Origin of the sequence: Exiguobacterium sp. UBA1053 (genome assembly GCF_002316465.1) — a bacterium.
Lineage (GTDB): Bacteria > Bacillota > Bacilli > Exiguobacteriales > Exiguobacteriaceae > Exiguobacterium_A > Exiguobacterium_A abrahamii.
Window position 1 is genome coordinate 924,715 of record NZ_DCDO01000013.1, and the last position, 16,763, is coordinate 941,477.

General features: G+C 45.6%; 18 protein-coding genes. 5 read left to right on the forward strand and 13 right to left on the reverse strand.

All coding sequences use genetic code 11. The features are described from left to right. Positions 1-4: 4 nt before the first annotated feature. Positions 5-529, reverse strand: a complete 525-nt coding sequence (locus B3G15_RS12365; protein WP_290721449.1) for a VanZ family protein — start codon at positions 527-529, stop codon at positions 5-7. Between the two features lie 207 nt (positions 530-736). Here B3G15_RS12365 and B3G15_RS12370 point away from each other — a divergent pair, with 207 nt between their 5' ends. Then, positions 737-1,156 carry a helix-turn-helix domain-containing protein gene (locus B3G15_RS12370; RefSeq protein ID WP_290721451.1) on the forward strand — a complete coding sequence of 140 codons (420 nt, stop codon included), beginning with the start codon at positions 737-739 and terminating at the stop codon, positions 1,154-1,156. Positions 1,157-1,193: 37 nt separating this feature from the next. On the opposite strand, the gene B3G15_RS12375 is transcribed toward B3G15_RS12370, so the two are convergent. The 3 genes from B3G15_RS12375 to B3G15_RS12385 all read right to left on the reverse strand — a co-directional run bounded on the left by B3G15_RS12375 (position 1,194) and on the right by B3G15_RS12385 (position 3,582). Then, complete coding sequence (locus tag B3G15_RS12375) at positions 1,194-1,505, reverse strand: hypothetical protein (protein WP_290721453.1); 312 nt, start codon at positions 1,503-1,505, stop codon at positions 1,194-1,196. Between the two features lie 141 nt (positions 1,506-1,646). Beyond that, positions 1,647-2,384: a hypothetical protein gene (locus tag B3G15_RS12380; protein ID WP_290721454.1), complete on the reverse strand. Its 738-nt coding sequence runs from the start codon at positions 2,382-2,384 to the stop codon at positions 1,647-1,649. Beyond that, entirely contained in the window at positions 2,377-3,582 is a 1,206-nt protein-coding gene (locus tag B3G15_RS12385) for a hypothetical protein (RefSeq protein ID WP_290721457.1), read from the reverse strand. The genes B3G15_RS12380 and B3G15_RS12385 overlap by 8 nt, the downstream gene beginning before the upstream one ends. A 370-nt stretch (positions 3,583-3,952) precedes the next feature. On the opposite strand from B3G15_RS12385, the gene B3G15_RS12390 reads away from it, so the two are divergent. Further along, on the forward strand, positions 3,953-4,831 hold the full coding sequence (locus B3G15_RS12390; protein WP_214807757.1) for a helix-turn-helix domain-containing protein: 879 nt from the start codon (positions 3,953-3,955) through the stop codon (positions 4,829-4,831). Between the two features lie 3 nt (positions 4,832-4,834). On the opposite strand, the gene B3G15_RS12395 is transcribed toward B3G15_RS12390, so the two are convergent. Together B3G15_RS12395 and B3G15_RS12400 are read right to left on the reverse strand one after the other, a co-directional pair. Then, positions 4,835-5,137 (reverse strand): hypothetical protein, encoded by a 303-nt coding sequence (locus tag B3G15_RS12395; RefSeq protein WP_290721463.1) that lies wholly within the window; start codon positions 5,135-5,137, stop codon positions 4,835-4,837. A gap of 292 nt (positions 5,138-5,429) precedes the next feature. Then, positions 5,430-5,603 (reverse strand): hypothetical protein, encoded by a 174-nt coding sequence (locus B3G15_RS12400; protein WP_290721465.1) that lies wholly within the window; start codon positions 5,601-5,603, stop codon positions 5,430-5,432. 79 nt (positions 5,604-5,682) lie between these two features. Here B3G15_RS12400 and B3G15_RS12405 point away from each other — a divergent pair, with 79 nt between their 5' ends. Then, positions 5,683-6,264: a TIGR00730 family Rossman fold protein gene (locus B3G15_RS12405; RefSeq protein WP_290721468.1), complete on the forward strand. Its 582-nt coding sequence runs from the start codon at positions 5,683-5,685 to the stop codon at positions 6,262-6,264. Positions 6,265-6,413: 149 nt separating this feature from the next. Here B3G15_RS12405 and B3G15_RS12410 read toward each other — a convergent pair whose 3' ends face one another. From B3G15_RS12410 to B3G15_RS12420, 3 genes are all read right to left on the reverse strand, one after another. Beyond that, positions 6,414-7,367 carry an ABC transporter ATP-binding protein gene (locus B3G15_RS12410; protein ID WP_058705433.1) on the reverse strand — a complete coding sequence of 318 codons (954 nt, stop codon included), beginning with the start codon at positions 7,365-7,367 and terminating at the stop codon, positions 6,414-6,416. 15 nt (positions 7,368-7,382) lie between these two features. Continuing rightward, positions 7,383-8,192, reverse strand: a complete 810-nt coding sequence (locus tag B3G15_RS12415) for an ABC transporter permease (protein WP_050678164.1) — start codon at positions 8,190-8,192, stop codon at positions 7,383-7,385. A 326-nt stretch (positions 8,193-8,518) separates the two neighbouring features. Then, positions 8,519-8,641, reverse strand: a complete 123-nt coding sequence (locus tag B3G15_RS12420; protein WP_255359374.1) for a hypothetical protein — start codon at positions 8,639-8,641, stop codon at positions 8,519-8,521. A gap of 371 nt (positions 8,642-9,012) precedes the next feature. Between B3G15_RS12420 and B3G15_RS12425 the strand changes: the two genes are divergently transcribed. Further along, positions 9,013-11,109, forward strand: coding sequence for a 5'-nucleotidase C-terminal domain-containing protein (locus tag B3G15_RS12425; protein ID WP_214807769.1), 2,097 nt, complete (start codon positions 9,013-9,015; stop codon positions 11,107-11,109). 61 nt (positions 11,110-11,170) lie between these two features. Here the strand turns inward: B3G15_RS12425 and B3G15_RS12430 are convergent, their stop codons facing one another. Beyond that, complete coding sequence (locus B3G15_RS12430; RefSeq protein WP_214807772.1) at positions 11,171-12,610, reverse strand: ankyrin repeat domain-containing protein; 1,440 nt, start codon at positions 12,608-12,610, stop codon at positions 11,171-11,173. A 384-nt stretch (positions 12,611-12,994) separates the two neighbouring features. Between B3G15_RS12430 and B3G15_RS12435 the strand changes: the two genes are divergently transcribed. Further along, positions 12,995-13,189, forward strand: a complete 195-nt coding sequence (locus B3G15_RS12435; RefSeq protein ID WP_133207773.1) for a hypothetical protein — start codon at positions 12,995-12,997, stop codon at positions 13,187-13,189. 53 nt (positions 13,190-13,242) lie between these two features. On the opposite strand, the gene B3G15_RS12440 is transcribed toward B3G15_RS12435, so the two are convergent. The 3 genes from B3G15_RS12440 to B3G15_RS12450 form a co-directional block, all read right to left on the reverse strand. Next, entirely contained in the window at positions 13,243-13,755 is a 513-nt protein-coding gene (locus tag B3G15_RS12440; protein ID WP_064299308.1) for a VanZ family protein, read from the reverse strand. Positions 13,756-13,912: 157 nt separating this feature from the next. After that, positions 13,913-14,932 (reverse strand): fatty acid desaturase, encoded by a 1,020-nt coding sequence (locus tag B3G15_RS12445; protein ID WP_214807774.1) that lies wholly within the window; start codon positions 14,930-14,932, stop codon positions 13,913-13,915. Positions 14,933-15,166: 234 nt separating this feature from the next. After that, positions 15,167-16,693: an FAD-dependent oxidoreductase gene (locus B3G15_RS12450; protein ID WP_290721487.1), complete on the reverse strand. Its 1,527-nt coding sequence runs from the start codon at positions 16,691-16,693 to the stop codon at positions 15,167-15,169. Positions 16,694-16,763 lie beyond the last annotated feature (70 nt).

Sequence of the window (16,763 nt, forward strand, 5' to 3'; positions counted from 1 at the left end):
TTCGTTAAAAGTGATGCCTGTTCTTTTCGTGCTGGAAGGAAACACTTCCTGCTTGGCGTCGTACTTTTTTCCTATAGATGAGGATATAACATCCGATTCCAATCAAGGCGCCGGTTCCATCGAGTAAGACATCTTGGATGAGTCCCGTCCGGTCCCCTGTCAAGATTTGATGGAATTCATCAAAGACAGCGACCATGATCGCTAACGAATAGGCGAACAAGACGGCAAGTCCTGGTGTCAGACGACGACGTGTCAAATCAATCAATCCGATCCCTAATACGAGAAATGTCGAGACATGGGCAGCTTTTCGGATGAAAAACTCAATGAAGCCACTTCGTCCAAGGGCAGCGACACTAACTTCTCCATGATAGGAAAAGGAGATGAAACGCAGATGATCGACGAATCCTAACGGAATGAATCGCGATAACCCTGGTTTGATGGATTGCGCTTGATACGGCATCGAACTTGAGATGAAGAGGATCAATAGAACGGCAAGGACGACGTAGCCGGACCACGTGATTTTTTTCATGAAGACACTCCTTTTTAATATCATTTTACAATAGCATAGACCCCAGAAAATTGGCGGATTCTTTCTAAAATTCAATTTCTAGTTTAACCCATTTCATTTTTTTAGTTTCCTTGAAAAACGATATTTTACATTTCACAGGTTTCTTTTATAATGAAAGTGGTTAATTAGTACTATACACGATGACCTGAAGAATAGGAGTGGAGTGCCATGAATCGTGCACTAGGTAAAAAAATCATGCAATTGCGCAAACAACACAAGTACACTCAAAAGTTTTTAGCTGAACGGTGTGGGGAAACAGCAACGGACATCTCCGCTTACGAACGTGGTCAGCGCATGCCCTCTCCTCAAGTCTTGGAACGATTATCTCTTGCTTTAGACACGACGGTCATTGATCTCATCGATCCAAAGTATGTACAGCATCCTTCGTTGAATGAATTCATGCAACAAGCGCTTGAACCATCACAACCGCTTGATCTGAAACTCATTCTCGAAGACTTACTCGTTCACCTCAGTCTGTCAAAGGAAATTTATTTCGATGGACGCCTCGTCTCACCGAACGTGCGGGACGAGATGGCGACGTCGATTGATCAAGCGTTACAACGCGGACTTTCTTCCATCGAGGCGTAAAAAGGGATCAAAATCAGCTGATTTTGATCCCTTTTTCTTATTCTGTTTGGACGATATGGTCGATGTACAATTGTCCCTCTTCATATGTCGCTTCTAATAGTTGACGAAAAAACGCATTTTCACTTGTTTTCTCGGATACGAATACACGTGTGTAGCGCTGGTGCGCCTGCGAGAGTACACTGAATTTCAGAGTACGGGCAGATGAAGAGAAGAACAATTGTCGACCGGGATGACCAAAGGCGTCCGTTGCTTTCGATTCTTCTAAGAAGTGAAAAGATTCGTCTGGAAACAAGGTCTCAATGAACGATAGACAACTTTGCTGAAAGGTACTTCCGCTCTGATTTTCCATGATGCGTCCGGCTCCTCTTTCTCATGATGTACTTCGAATCGTGAAAAGGAAACTACTGTATCCAATTACCCAGTCTTTAGACCTATTCAAACCAGTATATTACATATATTTTTCTTTTTATTATCACATTATATTTTATACTTATTGTTTTTCGAACTCCAGCACGAGTGTCGTCTTTCCTTCGTACAAAAATTGTCCACGATAGCGCGATAGCGTCGCAAATTCAAACAGCGTGTTCGGTTCATACAAATATTCGACCGCATAACTGATTTTTTCCTCATTCTCCGATTTGAGATAGGCGTTGAACAATAAACGTTCACCGTCGACTTGATAGCCATAGAACAGCAAAGTTTTTTGAAAACGTCGCGTCGCGATCGGATGAGCGATCGATTTTAGATGATCGACGCGATACAAGGACACGAGCAAGCGTCCACTCGGCCGCAGCAATTGACGGATGTTTCGAAAGAACAACAAAAGCTCTCCGCGCGTATAACGTAAAATCGTCGTTCCCGGTAAGATGATTCGATCAAAGTACTCCGGACCGACGACGTCCGTCACGTCATGACTCCAGCCGTAAATCTTATGTTGATACTTCTCCGCAATCTGTTTCGTCCGCGCAGCTTCCGGTTCGATCAGATAAAGATCATACCCTTCATCCGACAAGAGATTGAAGAGCGCCGGATCAAATGTTCCGTGAAACAGGATTCGCTCCCCTTTTCGTAAATAACGCCGATACAGCATCAGCTCATCGACTTCAGTTAGCTGTTGCGCTTCCTGATACAGTTGACCGAATCGTTCATCCGCCTGAACATGATTCAGCACCTCGACGCGCGAGTAGCTCCCTTTACGCAAGAATGGACCAAATAAGACATCACCCATGATACATCAACTCCTTGTAGTGCTGAATCGCTTCTGCATAATCTGCGCCGAGTCGCTCCGGTAATATGTCGAACTGTTCCTTTTGATCCGCTTCGAGAATCCAGAGAAATGCTTCATTCGTCTCAAATAAACGTAACGTCGTCCGGTCGAACGCAAAACAACCTTCCTCGTTTTGAATGCCGATCAACGTCAACGGTCCGATCCGCCCGGACGTCCGAGGCAATTCGAGATCAGAGTACGGTGTGATGAAACGACTCGTTCCTTGAAACGTTCCGGCAAGTTGATATAGCAACGGAAACAGCTCTAATTCAGTTTGTGATGCCAGCGCGTCAGGTTGAAGTTGCTGTTCTCGGAAAGACTCGATGTCAACAGATATGTCTGCGCTCAACTGAATCGTCTTCTGTCGATCGGCGTAAATTCCGTCCGCAAAGAAGAAAAGTCGATGCGAGACGCGTAATCCACTTAACGTCGCATAATCGAGGATCCCCATCGATTGATCGTTTTGAATCCGTCCCGTTCGTTGCCAGTCCACTAATCGCTCTGCTAGCGCGTCACGCGATAAAATCGTTAGTTGCGAATCAAGTGAGGGAGAAAGACGATCGGAAAACGTCAACAGAATCGGTGTCCGGCTCATCAGTTCGATGATCGGTAGATCGTGGCGCATCGGATGATCAAAATAGATGACACTGTTGATCGTCATCGCCTGGAAATTGCTTGCCGGAATCTTCTCCAGTAATGAGCTGTCTTCGATGTAGACATGACGTAACGGTTGCGGATGATGTGGTACCGATGCTGGGTACACACCTGTCATCAATGAGAGGAGCGCATGATGGACAGCTGGAACAGATGCAGAAGCAGGCATGTCTTCCTGCGGTAAGAAGAGACCATTCAGGAAATCCGGTTGTCCAAATAAGACTTCTCCATTTGGACGAATCAAGTGGAACTGGACATGCAACATCTCGTGTTGCAAATACGCGACGAGTCGCAACGTCCGTTCGCCTTCCCCTTGGAGGACGAAGACGTAATGCTCATACTCCTGAAAATCCATATAATCGAGTAAATCATGGAACGTATGTGTGTCGTAATCAAACGCGTCGAGCGAAATACGGTGCGTCTCACAAAACGTTTGCAGATCAAGCGATGGTAGAGAACGTTGCAGCCAGCCGTCTTGTTCCGATAAAAGCGATAATCCGATCATGTCCTCTCTCCTTTCTCATCAAATGATTGAAAAAAGGGCTTCATTCTAATAGCCGAATGAAGTCCTTTTGTGTGGATTAAGCCGATTTAACGTTTGCCTTAGGTTTCGTAGCAGTCCGGTCCATTTCCCGATGAGCGAGGGGGGCGACGGAGACGGTAGCAGGATTGAGACACCAAGCGCATGAAGTCATGTTACGTCGCGTTTCTTTTAAGATGAGTGTCATGGTTGTACCCCTTTCTGAATCAAGTGTGATGGTCGTTGAAACATTGATACGAAATCAAGTAAATCAGTAGTATCTCGTCTTGTTCGCTTCTATAATAGAAGTTGATACCCTATACCAGTTCAATCTCCACGAAAGGACGAGGAGCCGATGGATCAATTCATGTCACCGCAAATCGGCTTAGCATTACGCCGCTTGCGGAAGAAACACAATCTGACCCAAAAAGATTTAGCAAACGGAATCTGCAGTCAAGCAGAGATCAGTAAGATCGAGAGTGGCACACATTCGCCGACGGTCGAGCTTCTCTTCGCTCTGTCTAAAAAACTACAAGTTCCTTTTTCTTCATTCTTTGATCATGCCAATTATCGTGAAGCTTTCTATCAGTTAGATGAACAATTATTGAAAAAGTTTCGAAATAACGAATTTGATAAAATTTACTACGAAACAAAATCTAAGTTAGAGCAACCAAACATAGATGAAGAAGTCACTTTATTGCTAAACTACTACAATAGTATTTCAGCTCATAAATTAAATATGACTGACTACAGAACATGTATTGTAGTTTTACGTCAACTGTCCGAAAAGTACTCTTCAATTTTCTATTCTCCAAGTATGATAATTCGAATAAAATCAGCAATTGCGAATCTGTATTCTGAAAATAAGAATTTCACTCATAGCAGAAAAGTTTATGAAGAATTAATTGATTTAGACTTTGAAAATGAAGAATTAGTCTTAGATCGTATTCGTATTTTATATAACTTTTCTAAGACACTTTTGCAATTGAAGGAACCCGACTATGCTTTAAGAGTCATTGAAGAAGGTATTGAGCAAAGTCTGAAGTATAAAGACATGTCGATGCTTGGACAGCTTTACTATCAACAAGGCGCGTGTCTAGAGCGTTTTAATGCGCATGAACATCATCAACGAATCAAAATTTCATACCAGCGTGCTCTCGTTTTTTTCGATTTACTAAAAATGAAAGAATATCAGTATTTCATCCTAGAAAACAAATCAGAATATCTAACTTAAGTTTTATGCTTTATCACTAGTAATTCTGTACTCATATGGCAGGTCTTTAGCTACTTGCTTCACTGAATACTCGTACGGCAAATCTTTTGCCACTTGTTTTACTGAATATTCGTATGGCAAGTCTTTAGCTACTTGTTTCACTGAGTACTCGTATGGCAAGTCTTTAGCTACTTGCTTTATTGAATACTCATACGGTAGATCCTTTTTAACGAACTGATTTTTATCATTTGTTAGGTTTGCATTCGTAACGCCGACACTCAATAGGAGCGCCCCTAATCCTATAACTATTTTGTTACTCAATTTCATATAGTTAACCTCCTATTATTTTTCGTATGGCTTCGTAACAACATCATATAACCTTAGACCCCCTCTGAATATTCGAATACGAATAATTATGGTATTTTACACATTATTTTCACTTTGTATGACTTTTGACTCGAGCCATATGTCCTGATTACTGTTTGTTTTTTACAAATCATCCATCAATGTGTCGAACTTGTGTATGAAAATAGATTTTTTTGAATATTCCATCACGATGAAATTCCGTAACAGACAAAAAGAGAGCTCATCCAACTCCTACGAGTCGAACGAGCTCTCTTTATTTTGAGGATTGTCGTAACGCGATGACGTAAAAGATACCGAGGACGACAATCACACTTAGTAGTATTGAACTAATCGTCGTTCGCGTCGACGTATCCGGCATCCATATCCCAAGTCCTAAATTGATTGCTGCGATAATTAGGACGAGCCAAACAATCGTACGTGGTCGCATATCGATCTCCTTTCTGGTCTACTCTGCCGCCCGATCACCGAATATGCTATGGTGAAGATAACGAAGGAGGTTCTGTTTCATGGATAGACTTGCTGTATTTTGTGGTTCCAAAGATGGTGCTAGCCCAGTCTTTCGCGAGGCAGCGGGTACGCTTGGTCAAGCGCTCGCCGCGCGCGGCATCGGACTCGTATACGGCGGTTCCCGTGTCGGAACGATGGGGGCTGTCGCGGACGCTACGCTTGCTGCTCAAGGTCAGGCAATCGGTGTCTTGCCTCATTTTCTACAAGAAAAGGAACTTGCCCATCCCGGACTGACTGAATTGCATCTCGTTCACTCGATGCACGAGCGAAAAGCGAAGATGTCAGAACTCGCTGACGGCTTCATCATTCTTCCGGGTGGTCCCGGTACAATGGAGGAATTTTTTGAAGTCTTTACGTGGGCGCAACTCGGTCTACACGAAAAACCGTGCGGTGTACTCAATATCGAAGGATACTATGATCCCTTGATCGCTCTATTTGACACGATGGAACGTCAAGGATTCCTGATTCCGGAACACCGTGCGATGCTTATCGTCGAGTCAAATCCTGATCGTCTACTTGAACGCTTCGCGACGTATGAAGCTCCACACGTCAAAACCTATATGGATCGCTCACAAACCTGATGCAAACGGAGTCCTCGACTCCGTTTTTTTGTATGGATTCTCAGCTCTTCCGATTCTACTTCTCTCTCGTTACTCATTTTCTCTACACTGACGTAAGAATCCTACTTTACAGAACAAAAAAACCAGATGCGAATGCATCTGGTTTAACATTAAAAGAACTTCAAGATCGCGTCGCTGAGGTTCGTTAAAGACGGGGTCTCGTCAATGACCATCAAACTCCCTGCTGCGAGGACGATGAGACCAAGACCCGACAAAATCCAACCTGGATGCTTGACCGTGTCCGCTGAATCCGCGTTCTCTTTACCCGACCGCGCATTCGCTGCTTGTTCTTTCAAGCGATCGCGACGGTATTGATGTTGTTCCTCTTTCGACCACTTCTTATATTCAGCGAGGAACTTCTTATACTCCGGCAAGACATCCTTCGTCGTTCCGTCGAGGCGGACTTGACCGTATTCGAGCCAGACGACCCGCTCACAGAAGCTCTTGATTTGCGAGAGCGAGTGACTGACGAAGATGATTGTCTTCCCTTCCTCCTTGAATTCGTTCATCTTATCGATACAACGGTTGTAGAAAGTTTGGTCCCCGACCGATAACGCTTCATCGACGATCAGGATGTCGGCGTCGACATTAACCGCGATCGCGAAGCCGAGGCGCGACTTCATCCCACTCGAGTACTTCTTGATTGGCTGATCGATAAAGTCACCGATATCCGCGAAATCGATGATGCCGGGCATCCGACGCTCGATTTCTGCGTCGTCCATCCCAAGCATGAGACACTTCAAGCGAATGTTCTCCCGCCCCGTCAGGACGTTCTTCAACCCTTGTGAGACGGCGATGATCGCAACTTCACCATTGATCGCGACGTCTCCTTCGTTTGCATAGATGATACCTGAAATCAAGTTCGATAACGTCGATTTACCGGATCCATTGATACCAACGAGTCCGACGACTTCTCCCGATCCAATCTCGAGCGAGACATCCCGTAGTGCAGTAAATGTTTTAACGCTCTTGCTTTGATTCTTGAACAAGAGCTTGAATTTTTCTTTCGTAGTCGTGACCATGTCGAAGCGTTTCGTGACATGGTCGAGTTTAATCATAGACATGGCGATTTCCTTCCCTTAGACGAGCTCAGTGAATGATTTACGGAACTTGATGTGCAAGAATGTTCCCGCTGTGAACAACAGAAGCGTCACACTCCAGAAATACAGACCGGTCGGCCACTCCTGCCAGACCCAATGCCCTCCGAGCAAGCTCGCCCGGTATCCCTCAACGAGATAAAAGACCGGGTTCAAACGAAGGACGCCGTGTAAGAAGTCTGGGAACCGTTCAATGTTCCAGAGGATTGGTGTCATATAAAAGAGCATCCGCATCATCGATTGTAAGAAGAGCTGGATGTCCTTAACGAGTGTGATAAGTGTTGAAAAACAAAGTGAGAACGCATAGACGAAAATGTACGTCGCGATCATATAATACGGCAACTGGAGTAACTTCCATGTGATCGGGATACCGTTTGCGATGATGACGATGAAGACGATCAAGAGCATCGCAAAATGTTGATACATCCGCGATAGGATGACATACGATGGAATCGCACTCATCGGGAAACGCATCTTCGTCACCATCGCGAGACGACTATTGATCGAGTTTGATCCACGAAGTAACGCGTCATTGATGAAGAACCAGACGACGATCCCACAAAGGAGCCAGACGATGAATGGAATATCGCCATCCACGTTCTTATTTCCTTTAAGACCGACACCGAAGACGAACCAATAGATGAAGATTTGGAGACCCGGATTGAGGAGCTCCCATAAAAGACCAAGGCGTTGCTCTGCATGCGCTGATTTGATTTCATATCGCGCCAACCGGCGAATCAAGGGGAAATTCTCCACCTGTTCCCGGATGATACTTCTCATTTCTTTCAGCATAAGTGTAAGTTCCTTCCGATTCATGATACATGTATTTTATTTTCATATTCGTTGATTCCACTCAAAAAAAGACAGATGCCGTCCGCGATTGCTCAAACGAACGCTCTCTCCGCGTGAACGGGACCTTGCCCGGTCGATTCCGACTCGCCTCCTTTGTCCACTCATTCGTGCATGGCAGAAGCAATACTTCCTATATACACTTAATCAATTCTAGCTATCGTGAAAAAGCGTGTCAATGTATTGGACGAACCGACACCAAACTGTAGTTTTTCAGGCACGACAAAAAACCGGCGGGTACACCACCGGTCATCTCCTAGTTTGTTTCCTTACGCATGATTAAAATGTGGAAACTCAATCGTCGTCGGTGGTGATGCGAGCCCCCATACGAGGAGCACGGTGATCACACAAATAATGCCGACGAGGACACCGCCTCGAATCGTATCATTCATCTATCGTTGCCTCTTTTCATCCGAACTGTCTGTATACTGATATCATACAATATTTAGCAATTCAGGACTACTAAAAAATCGACATTTAATGGGAATGTTTAACGATTGGTAATATTATTTCGTTTCATTTTTATTTAAGACAAGATATAATGAAAGCGTTATCATTTTCTTAGGAAGGCGAACGTTCGGATTCTAAAGCTTACGAGCAAACGACTTCCGTGGGTTGTCTTGTCGTCGGACCTAAGAATTTACGTTATTTACAAAAGGTTCATCCCACGAAGCTTTCCGAACCCTTTATAGTAGAAGAAGAGGTCAACGATCGCATCGCGACCTTGCATTCATACCCCACTCTTGAAGGAGGATTTTTACGTATGTACAAATCAAAACCGCTTTACGCGGCAGCTGTTGCTGTCGCCCTGACGACATCGGCAATCGTGCCAGTTGCTCAAACGACAGTTTCGGCTGCAACACATGTCAAAGTCAAAACGGTCAAACTCAAGTCACTCGTCTTCACGAAAGGTGCTCCGGTCAAACTCCCTGCTACATATAAAGGTGAGAAGATCACGTGGAAATCGTACGATCGCCATGCGTTCAACCGTTATCAAACGGTCAAAGGCACATACGGCAAGAAAAAGAATCCAATCGAAATCAAAATCTACATTCAGAACTACGCAGTGAAGTTCGTCGAGAAGGTCGCGGATCAGACAATCTATGTCGATCAAAAACCAGAATTGCCGAAAACACTAGCTGTTCTTTATGCGACAGGTCGCATCTATGACAAGCCAGTCCGCTGGTCGAAGGTGGATACGAGCGAAGCGGGTGTGAAATATGCGGTCGCAAGTTATACGCGTCTTGGTAAGACGATTACATTAAAAGCAAAAATCACGGTGCTCGACGTCAACACGGATGACTTCTCAATCGGTTTGATGCATACGAACGACACGCATGCGAACCTCGATAAAGCACCGAAGCGGGCCACTGTCATTAAAGAACTTCGCTCTGCTTACCGCGCAGAAGGTAAACCATCACTTCTCTTAGATGCTGGTGATGTCTTCTCTGGATCACTCTACTTCAACAAGTTCCTTGGCCAAGCGGATCTTGAACTGATGAACTACATGAAGTACGACATGATGACATTCGGTAACCACGAGTTCGATCTCGGCGATACAGACAACAACATCGCTTTGAAAAACTTCGTCACGAAAGCGAAATTCCCGTTCATCACGGCGAACGTTGATTTCAGTAAAAACGAACTCTTCAACGGTCTACAAAAGAAAACGATCACAGCCGGACCAGAGCGTGGCAAAATCTATCAAGGGATCATCAAGGAATACAAAGGACAAAAAATCGGCTTCTTCGGTTTGACGACTGAAGAAACGGCTGATATCGCAAGCCCAGGTACGGTGGCGTTCGCGAACTACATCACGAGTGCGAAAGCGGCCGTGAAGAAACTCGAAGATCGTGGCGTCAATAAAATCGTCGCCTTGACACATATCGGATTCGATGACAACGAAGCAATCGATAACGATCAACTGCTCGCACGTAACGTCGACGGGATCGACGTCATCGTCGGTGGTCACTCGCATACGAAACTTGAAAAACCAGTCGTTGTCGACGAAACGGTCGTACCAGGCAAAACAGAACCAACGATCATCGCTCAAGCATACCAATACGGTGATTTCCTCGGAAATCTTGATTTGACGTTCGACTACAAAGGGAAGTTGACGGAGTACAACGGATCACTGATCGACGTTTCAAAAGCAGTTGAAGACGTTCGTGCAGCTGAAATCCTCAAACCATATGCAGATCAAATCGCTGAATTGAAAAACGAAGAAGTCGGTGCGAATATCGTTAATGCTCTTCCAAACCCACGTGGTGAAGTCAGTGTCCGTAACAGCGAAACAGCTCTCGGAAACTTGATCACGGACGGCATGCTCAAAAAAGCAAAAGAATACAATACAGATACAGTCATCGCGATGCAAAACGGTGGTGGTATCCGTGCTGCTATCGATGCCGGACCACTCACAGTCGGTGAAGTCTTAACGACGCTTCCATTCGGTAACACACTCGCAACAGTCAAATTGACTGGTACAGAAATCAAAGAATTGCTTGAAATCAGTGTTGGAATTGCACCTGTTGAAAACGGTGGTTTCCTCCACGTTTCTGGTATGAAATTCGAATACGATAGTACAAAAGCTAAAGGTGAGCGTGTCACGAAGATGGAAGTCAAAAATGGTGACACATACGATCTTATTGACCCAGCAAAAACATATGTCATCGCAACGAATGCATTCACAGCTAAAGGTGGGGACGGTCTGACTACATTTAAGACTGCCTATGAAAACAACCGCGTCACAGATCTCGGTCTCTCAGACTGGGAAAACCTACGTGATTTCACGAAATCACTCGGTCAAGTCGACTACAAGATTGAAGGTCGCATCGTCGATACATCAAAACTTCCAAACTAATACGAACAAAAAACAACCGCAGGTCTTCTCGATTCGTTCGAGAACGCCTGCGGTTGTTATGTTATAGTGTCTGCGCTGAGTTTTGCTTCAACAGCTCAATGATTTCATCGAGTTCATACTCTTGTGCCAACATAAGTGGCGTGAAGCCATCTGCGTTTTTAATCGTCGGATCAGCGCCATGCTCGAGTAAGAGCTTGACGGTTTCTTTCCCTTCCCCTTCAACAGCATGATGAAGAGGCGTGAACTTGTCGGCATCTTGTTGATTGACCTTTTCGCCTCGCTTCAAGTACAGGTCGACGAGTTCATCGTTGTTACTGAAGACTGCCGTAATGAACGGTCGCTCGCCGAACTCATTGACAGCATCGACATCACTGCCTGCTGCAAGTAATTCCTTAAAGACCGATTCGAGTCCCGTGCTGGATTTACGATATCCGAGGTAATGCAACGCCGTATCGCCATCGGCATCGACTGCCTTCATATCACTTTCCGGAATCAGTCGATGTATGTCTTCGAGCTTCCCTTTTTGAATCGCTGCCATCAACTCTGTCTCGTTGAGATCCTGACCATTCGTCTTCGTCGTGACGTTCTCGTCACTCGTTTCTTTTTTTGCCTCAATCGCCCCTTCGTCTAACAGCATACCTGCAGTCGTGCTGACAATGAATATTGCCATTAGAATGCTACCTGCGACGACGAAGCCTTGACCATATCGAAAGAGTGGGCGCGGACGTTCGATTGGCTCACCCGTTAAGTGCAACCGTTCGAGTAAAGAAAGTTCGGTTCTTAACGCTTCATACAATAAGATGGAAAACGTCCGTCGCTGCCGTTTCTCCTCGATATAGACCTCTGTATCTGTCGTTGCTAGAAGTGTTGGTCCGAGCACATCCTCAAACATGGCTTGTCGCGCGTATATAGGCGAAATAAGTGGTAGGACCATCTGATGACGGGTCCGAGCACATGCCCGCATGTAAACCGGACGTAAAAACGGAATCCAGCTGCCAATCCATAGTAAGATTTGCTTTTCCTGATGGTTCCGTTTGATCCGTGCCAGTTCAAGCAGTAACCGAAAACGACGTGTTTCTGTCAACTCCAGATACGACGTCGGTAGAACGATCAAATACTTTTGGAATAGTCCAATGACGTGCGGTCGTTTCACGTCATCTTGGAAATAGATTTCTGGCATCCGCCATAGTTGCAACTGTTCTGTATGTATACGGACTTGCTCGAACAACTCTGGGAACTGCTCGGCACTCAAGCGAACCCCTTCACTTCGAATCCGTGACACCCGTTGCCACTGGCGTAACCAAAGTAGTAACAATAGGATCACTAGCGCAAACATGGCATAAATACCGCTCTCGCCGGTTTCAAACACTAACCCAATGATGCCACCCACTGTCAAAATGGCGATGCCTAACAACAAACTAAAGTAGACGGTTTCTTTGCGGGTCACCGCTTGCCTGATCCGGTGCGCGGGATCGATTCGTTCATGCATCTCCTGCTCCATGTGTCATCTCCCTCATCTGTCACGTAATTCATCGTTTTCTCTTCCTTCTTATCTTAACGGTTATTCCATTGAAGTTCCAAGGGAATCCTTTCCTGACATACCAAAAGACTATTCAGATAACTTATATTTTCGTCAATCTGTTGATAACGCAATATTTTTTCCTTAATATTCATTATATATGTAATAAAATTTCATATATTCTATTTTAGAGCGGTTTTTGTTGATTTTTCAGCATTTTTAAGCAATTCGCACAATAAAACAACCTGCCATTAGGACCACTAACATTTTATATAAAGGTAGGACAAAAGTCGCTTTTTTAGATTGCAGAAAAATTTGGAATACCATATAATAACTAACAGAAAGAAGAATATGGGAGTGGTTTTCTTGGGTTTATTTAATTTAATAAAAAAGGACTATACCGTCCAGTATCAAGTATTACGCGGAGATGAGATCGTTGATACGGATCGACTCAACATCCGGGCAGGCGATCACACGGCAGCACGAAAGAAAGCAGACAACATGTTAAGAAAAGAATTCGGACGTACTCAGTATAAGATTGAATGGGTACAACGGTTCTAATCGCTAAAATAACCCATCGCCTCAGTCATGATGATTGAGACGATGGGTTATTTTCATGCATGCTTTTGTTCTTGCTCCCGTACGATTCGATCAGCTTTCAAATAAAGACGGATTGCTGTGTACAAAACGATACCAATCAGTGCACCACTGCCATCGATCAACACATCACCGACAAGTGGCGTTCGTCCACCCGTCAATTGTTGATGGAACTCATCTATGACACCAATCGTCATCGCCGTCGTGAAGGCAAAGAAGGCAGCTGGTAATGCTGTGTAGCCTCGTCCACGTAAGAAATGAATGATACTGACCCCAAGGATGAAGAACAATCCAGCGTGCATTCCCTTTCGAATGAAAAACTCAAGGAACGCCGCAGGTCCAAGCGATGCGACACTGATCGGGACTTCGTAATGGAACGATACGAAGGAAAATGCATACACCCAGTCGAGTGGGATATGCTGCGTCAAAAACGGAATCAAGGATTGTTGCTGGTACGTCATCGAACTGAAGACGAATAAGGAAAGTAAGATGGCTCCTCCTATATAAACGGAAATGGGTATCCGGCGCATCCTGCACTCTCCTTTCTATTAGTACATCCTACCATGGATGCTCATCGTGAACATACGCCAAAAGGCGGACTTATCTTACTCTCATTACCTGTTGATTCCCTCTTTTGCTTCAAACACAACAAAAAACACCCCATCCAAGTGGACGAGGTGCAGTTTCTTACAACGATGATGTCTTTGGTTCGCGTAAGAGGTGTTTGATGTCATGGAACGTCACAAACGTTCTGTTCTTCGCATCGTATAGTTTATAGCGAAGCGACTTCAGACTCGAGAATAAACCAATCTTCGTCGCCTTCTGAAGCGGTGGCGTCGAGACGTGTGCTTTTTCGAGATGATAGTTCGGAACACGTGGGCTGAGATGGTGGACGTGGTGGAAGCCGATGTTTCCTGTCACCCATTGCAAGACCTTCGGCAACTCGTAATACGAACTACCTTCGATTGCCGCCTTGACGTAATCCCATTCACTTTCATCCTCGAAGTACGAGTCTTCGAACGTGTGTTGAACGTAGAATAACCAGATTCCAAGGACGCCTGCTGTGAACATCGTCGTTCCTTGGATGATCAAGAATGCTTGCCAGCCGATGAAGTAAATCAGGATACCGTACAGGACGATAAGCGACGCATTGATGACATGTGTGTTGACTCGTTCTTTTTTGCGAGCATCCTTCCGGTTGAAGCGGCTCGAGACGAGAATCAATAAGAGCGGTCCAAGACCGAACATGACGAGTGGATTCCGATACAGACGATATTTGAGACGTGTGAAGCGTGACGCTTCGATGTACTCCTCAATTGTCATGACCCAGATGTCACCGACACCACGCTTATCGAGATTTCCACTTGATGCGTGGTGAATCGAATGCTCTCGCTTCCATTTCTCATACGGGAATAACGTCAAAATCCCGGTGATCGTACCGACGATAGCATTCGCCTTCTTATTCTTGAAGAATGAACCGTGCGTACAGTCATGGAAGATGATGAACATCCGGACGACGAATCCAGCGGCGAGGATCGCCAAAGGAATCGCGAGAAACACAGATAGCTTCAAGGCCTGATATGCCAGAAACCATAGGACGAGAAATGGCAGGATCGTGTTGATCATCTGCCAGACGCTGGCTTTGATGTCCGCCTTTTCAAACGGCGACACATGTTTGCGCAGCTGGGCAATCTTTTCTTTACTCATAGTGGTGCTTCCTCCTCGGGTTGTTTCAGCGTTCACGACGCTAAGTAAAATAGTGAAACTAAAATATGAAACCAGTGAGCGGTGGTCGTGACGGTGCCTCTACAACACGATTCAGAAGCGGCACTCTAATTGTTTAGCGCTAAAATATTTTTGTTACCAGGTAATTATAGCACATATTATAAATTGGCTCCGGATTATTTTAAAAATAAAAAAAGCAGAGACAAATGCCTCTGCTTACTCGATCGATTTGAGTGGATTGACTGCTGGTCCTTCTAGCACCTTTCCTGTCGGACCAAATCGTGAACCATGACACGGACAATCCCATGACCGTTCTGCCTCATTCCATTTCGTATCGCACCCCATATGGGTACAGGTCGTCGAGACGAGATGAAGGTTCCCTTCCGGATCCCGGTACCCACCGACCGTCTTGCCGTGATGGGTGACGAGTCCCCCTTCGTCCGGCTGTAACTCGTCAGCACGACGACGTGCTTTCGTCAGCTTCCCTTTGACGAGCTCGATGGCGACGTCCGCGTTGTTCTTGACGAACTGTGTTGCGTCCTTCGTCTTTAGCTTCGAACGGTTTGGGTCAAACAAATGACGATAACGGTTAGCTGTTCCCGTCAATAAATCGCTCAGCAACAATCCGGCTGCGATACCGTTCGTCATCCCCCACTTCGCAAAGCCGGTCGCAACAAATACGTTCGGATCATCCGCCGTCATCTGTCCGATATAGGGAATCTTATCGAGTGTGATCAAGTCTTGCGCTGACCAAAACTGCTCGAACGCCTCGACATGAAACTCACTTCTCGCAAAGTCAGCAAGGTGCTCATAGCGTTGCATCGTCTCCGTCTCGTGACCGGACAAATGATTCTCACCACCGAACAGACCAAGCAGACGACCATCTTCTGTTCGCGTGTGACGCAGAGAACGACTCGGTTGATCGGCACTCATGAACATACCGTCCGGAAACGTCTCATCGACCTGACCCGACACGATATACGAGCGATGGACTTCGAGTTTTGAGAAGTATAATCCCTTGAAGTCATGAAACGGAAAATGGGTCGCGATGACGACCTTCTTCGCCTCAATCTGGTGACCGTTCTCAAGGATGACAGTTGGCGTTCGATTTGATTCGAGCGATACGGCACGTGTCTGTTCATACACTTTCCCACCTTGGTGGACGATTTGTTGCGCGAGGCCTTGAAGATATTTCACAGGATGGAACTGCGCTTGATCGCGCAGGACGACAGCTCGTTTAACATCGTACGGCAACTTACTTCGGACTTCTTCCGTCGCCTCGCCACCGTTTAATCTCAATCTTTCATAGGCACGGACTTCCCGTTCCATCGCTTGCTCTTTTGATGTTGCCGCGTAGAGATAAGCGTCTTGCGTTTCAAGTTCGCAGGTAATGTCGAGTCGTTCCACCTGATGACGTAAAAACGAGATCGCTTCCTCGTTCGCCTCATAATATAGTCGCGCTGACTCCTCGCCGACGGTGCGTATCAGCGTGTCATAGATCAAACCGTGCTGTGAGGAAACTTTAGCCGTCGTATAACCCGTCGTACCGGCAGCAACGTCACCTGCTTCAATCACAGCGACATCATATCCCCGTTCCGTCAATTGCATGGCCGTGACGAGTCCAGCAATCCCAGCCCCAATGACGACGACATCATGCTTAGCATCTTGATTGAGAGCGGGATGTGAAGTAGCAGGTGCGCTTTGTTTCCAATAAGACGAGGGAAATCCAGATAAGTAAGGCATCAAAAAACTCCTTTCAAAAAAATACGACAGATCGACATGCTTAATCGTTCCCTGAACGACGCAAAAACAT

Excerpts from the sequence above, each read along its gene's own strand:
- B3G15_RS12415 (WP_050678164.1), bottom strand. The coding sequence starts at position 8,192 with ATGCTGAAAGAAATGAGAAGTATCATCCGGGAACAGGTGGAGAATTTC.
- B3G15_RS12385 (WP_290721457.1), bottom strand. The coding sequence starts at position 3,582 with ATGATCGGATTATCGCTTTTATCGGAACAAGACGGCTGGCTGCAACGT.
- B3G15_RS12390 (WP_214807757.1), top strand. The coding sequence starts at position 3,953 with ATGGATCAATTCATGTCACCGCAAATCGGCTTAGCATTACGCCGCTTG.
- B3G15_RS12440 (WP_064299308.1), bottom strand. The coding sequence starts at position 13,755 with ATGCGCCGGATACCCATTTCCGTTTATATAGGAGGAGCCATCTTACTT.
- B3G15_RS12380 (WP_290721454.1), bottom strand. The coding sequence starts at position 2,384 with ATGGGTGATGTCTTATTTGGTCCATTCTTGCGTAAAGGGAGCTACTCG.
- B3G15_RS12400 (WP_290721465.1), bottom strand. The coding sequence starts at position 5,603 with ATGCGACCACGTACGATTGTTTGGCTCGTCCTAATTATCGCAGCAATC.
- B3G15_RS12420 (WP_255359374.1), bottom strand. The coding sequence starts at position 8,641 with ATGAATGATACGATTCGAGGCGGTGTCCTCGTCGGCATTATTTGTGTG.
- B3G15_RS12395 (WP_290721463.1), bottom strand. The coding sequence starts at position 5,137 with ATGAAATTGAGTAACAAAATAGTTATAGGATTAGGGGCGCTCCTATTG.
- B3G15_RS12375 (WP_290721453.1), bottom strand. The coding sequence starts at position 1,505 with ATGGAAAATCAGAGCGGAAGTACCTTTCAGCAAAGTTGTCTATCGTTC.
- B3G15_RS12405 (WP_290721468.1), top strand. The coding sequence starts at position 5,683 with ATGGATAGACTTGCTGTATTTTGTGGTTCCAAAGATGGTGCTAGCCCA.
- B3G15_RS12425 (WP_214807769.1), top strand. The coding sequence starts at position 9,013 with ATGTACAAATCAAAACCGCTTTACGCGGCAGCTGTTGCTGTCGCCCTG.
- B3G15_RS12370 (WP_290721451.1), top strand. The coding sequence starts at position 737 with ATGAATCGTGCACTAGGTAAAAAAATCATGCAATTGCGCAAACAACAC.
- B3G15_RS12430 (WP_214807772.1), bottom strand. The coding sequence starts at position 12,610 with ATGGAGCAGGAGATGCATGAACGAATCGATCCCGCGCACCGGATCAGG.
- B3G15_RS12365 (WP_290721449.1), bottom strand. The coding sequence starts at position 529 with ATGAAAAAAATCACGTGGTCCGGCTACGTCGTCCTTGCCGTTCTATTG.
- B3G15_RS12410 (WP_058705433.1), bottom strand. The coding sequence starts at position 7,367 with ATGTCTATGATTAAACTCGACCATGTCACGAAACGCTTCGACATGGTC.
- B3G15_RS12445 (WP_214807774.1), bottom strand. The coding sequence starts at position 14,932 with ATGAGTAAAGAAAAGATTGCCCAGCTGCGCAAACATGTGTCGCCGTTT.
- B3G15_RS12450 (WP_290721487.1), bottom strand. The coding sequence starts at position 16,693 with ATGCCTTACTTATCTGGATTTCCCTCGTCTTATTGGAAACAAAGCGCA.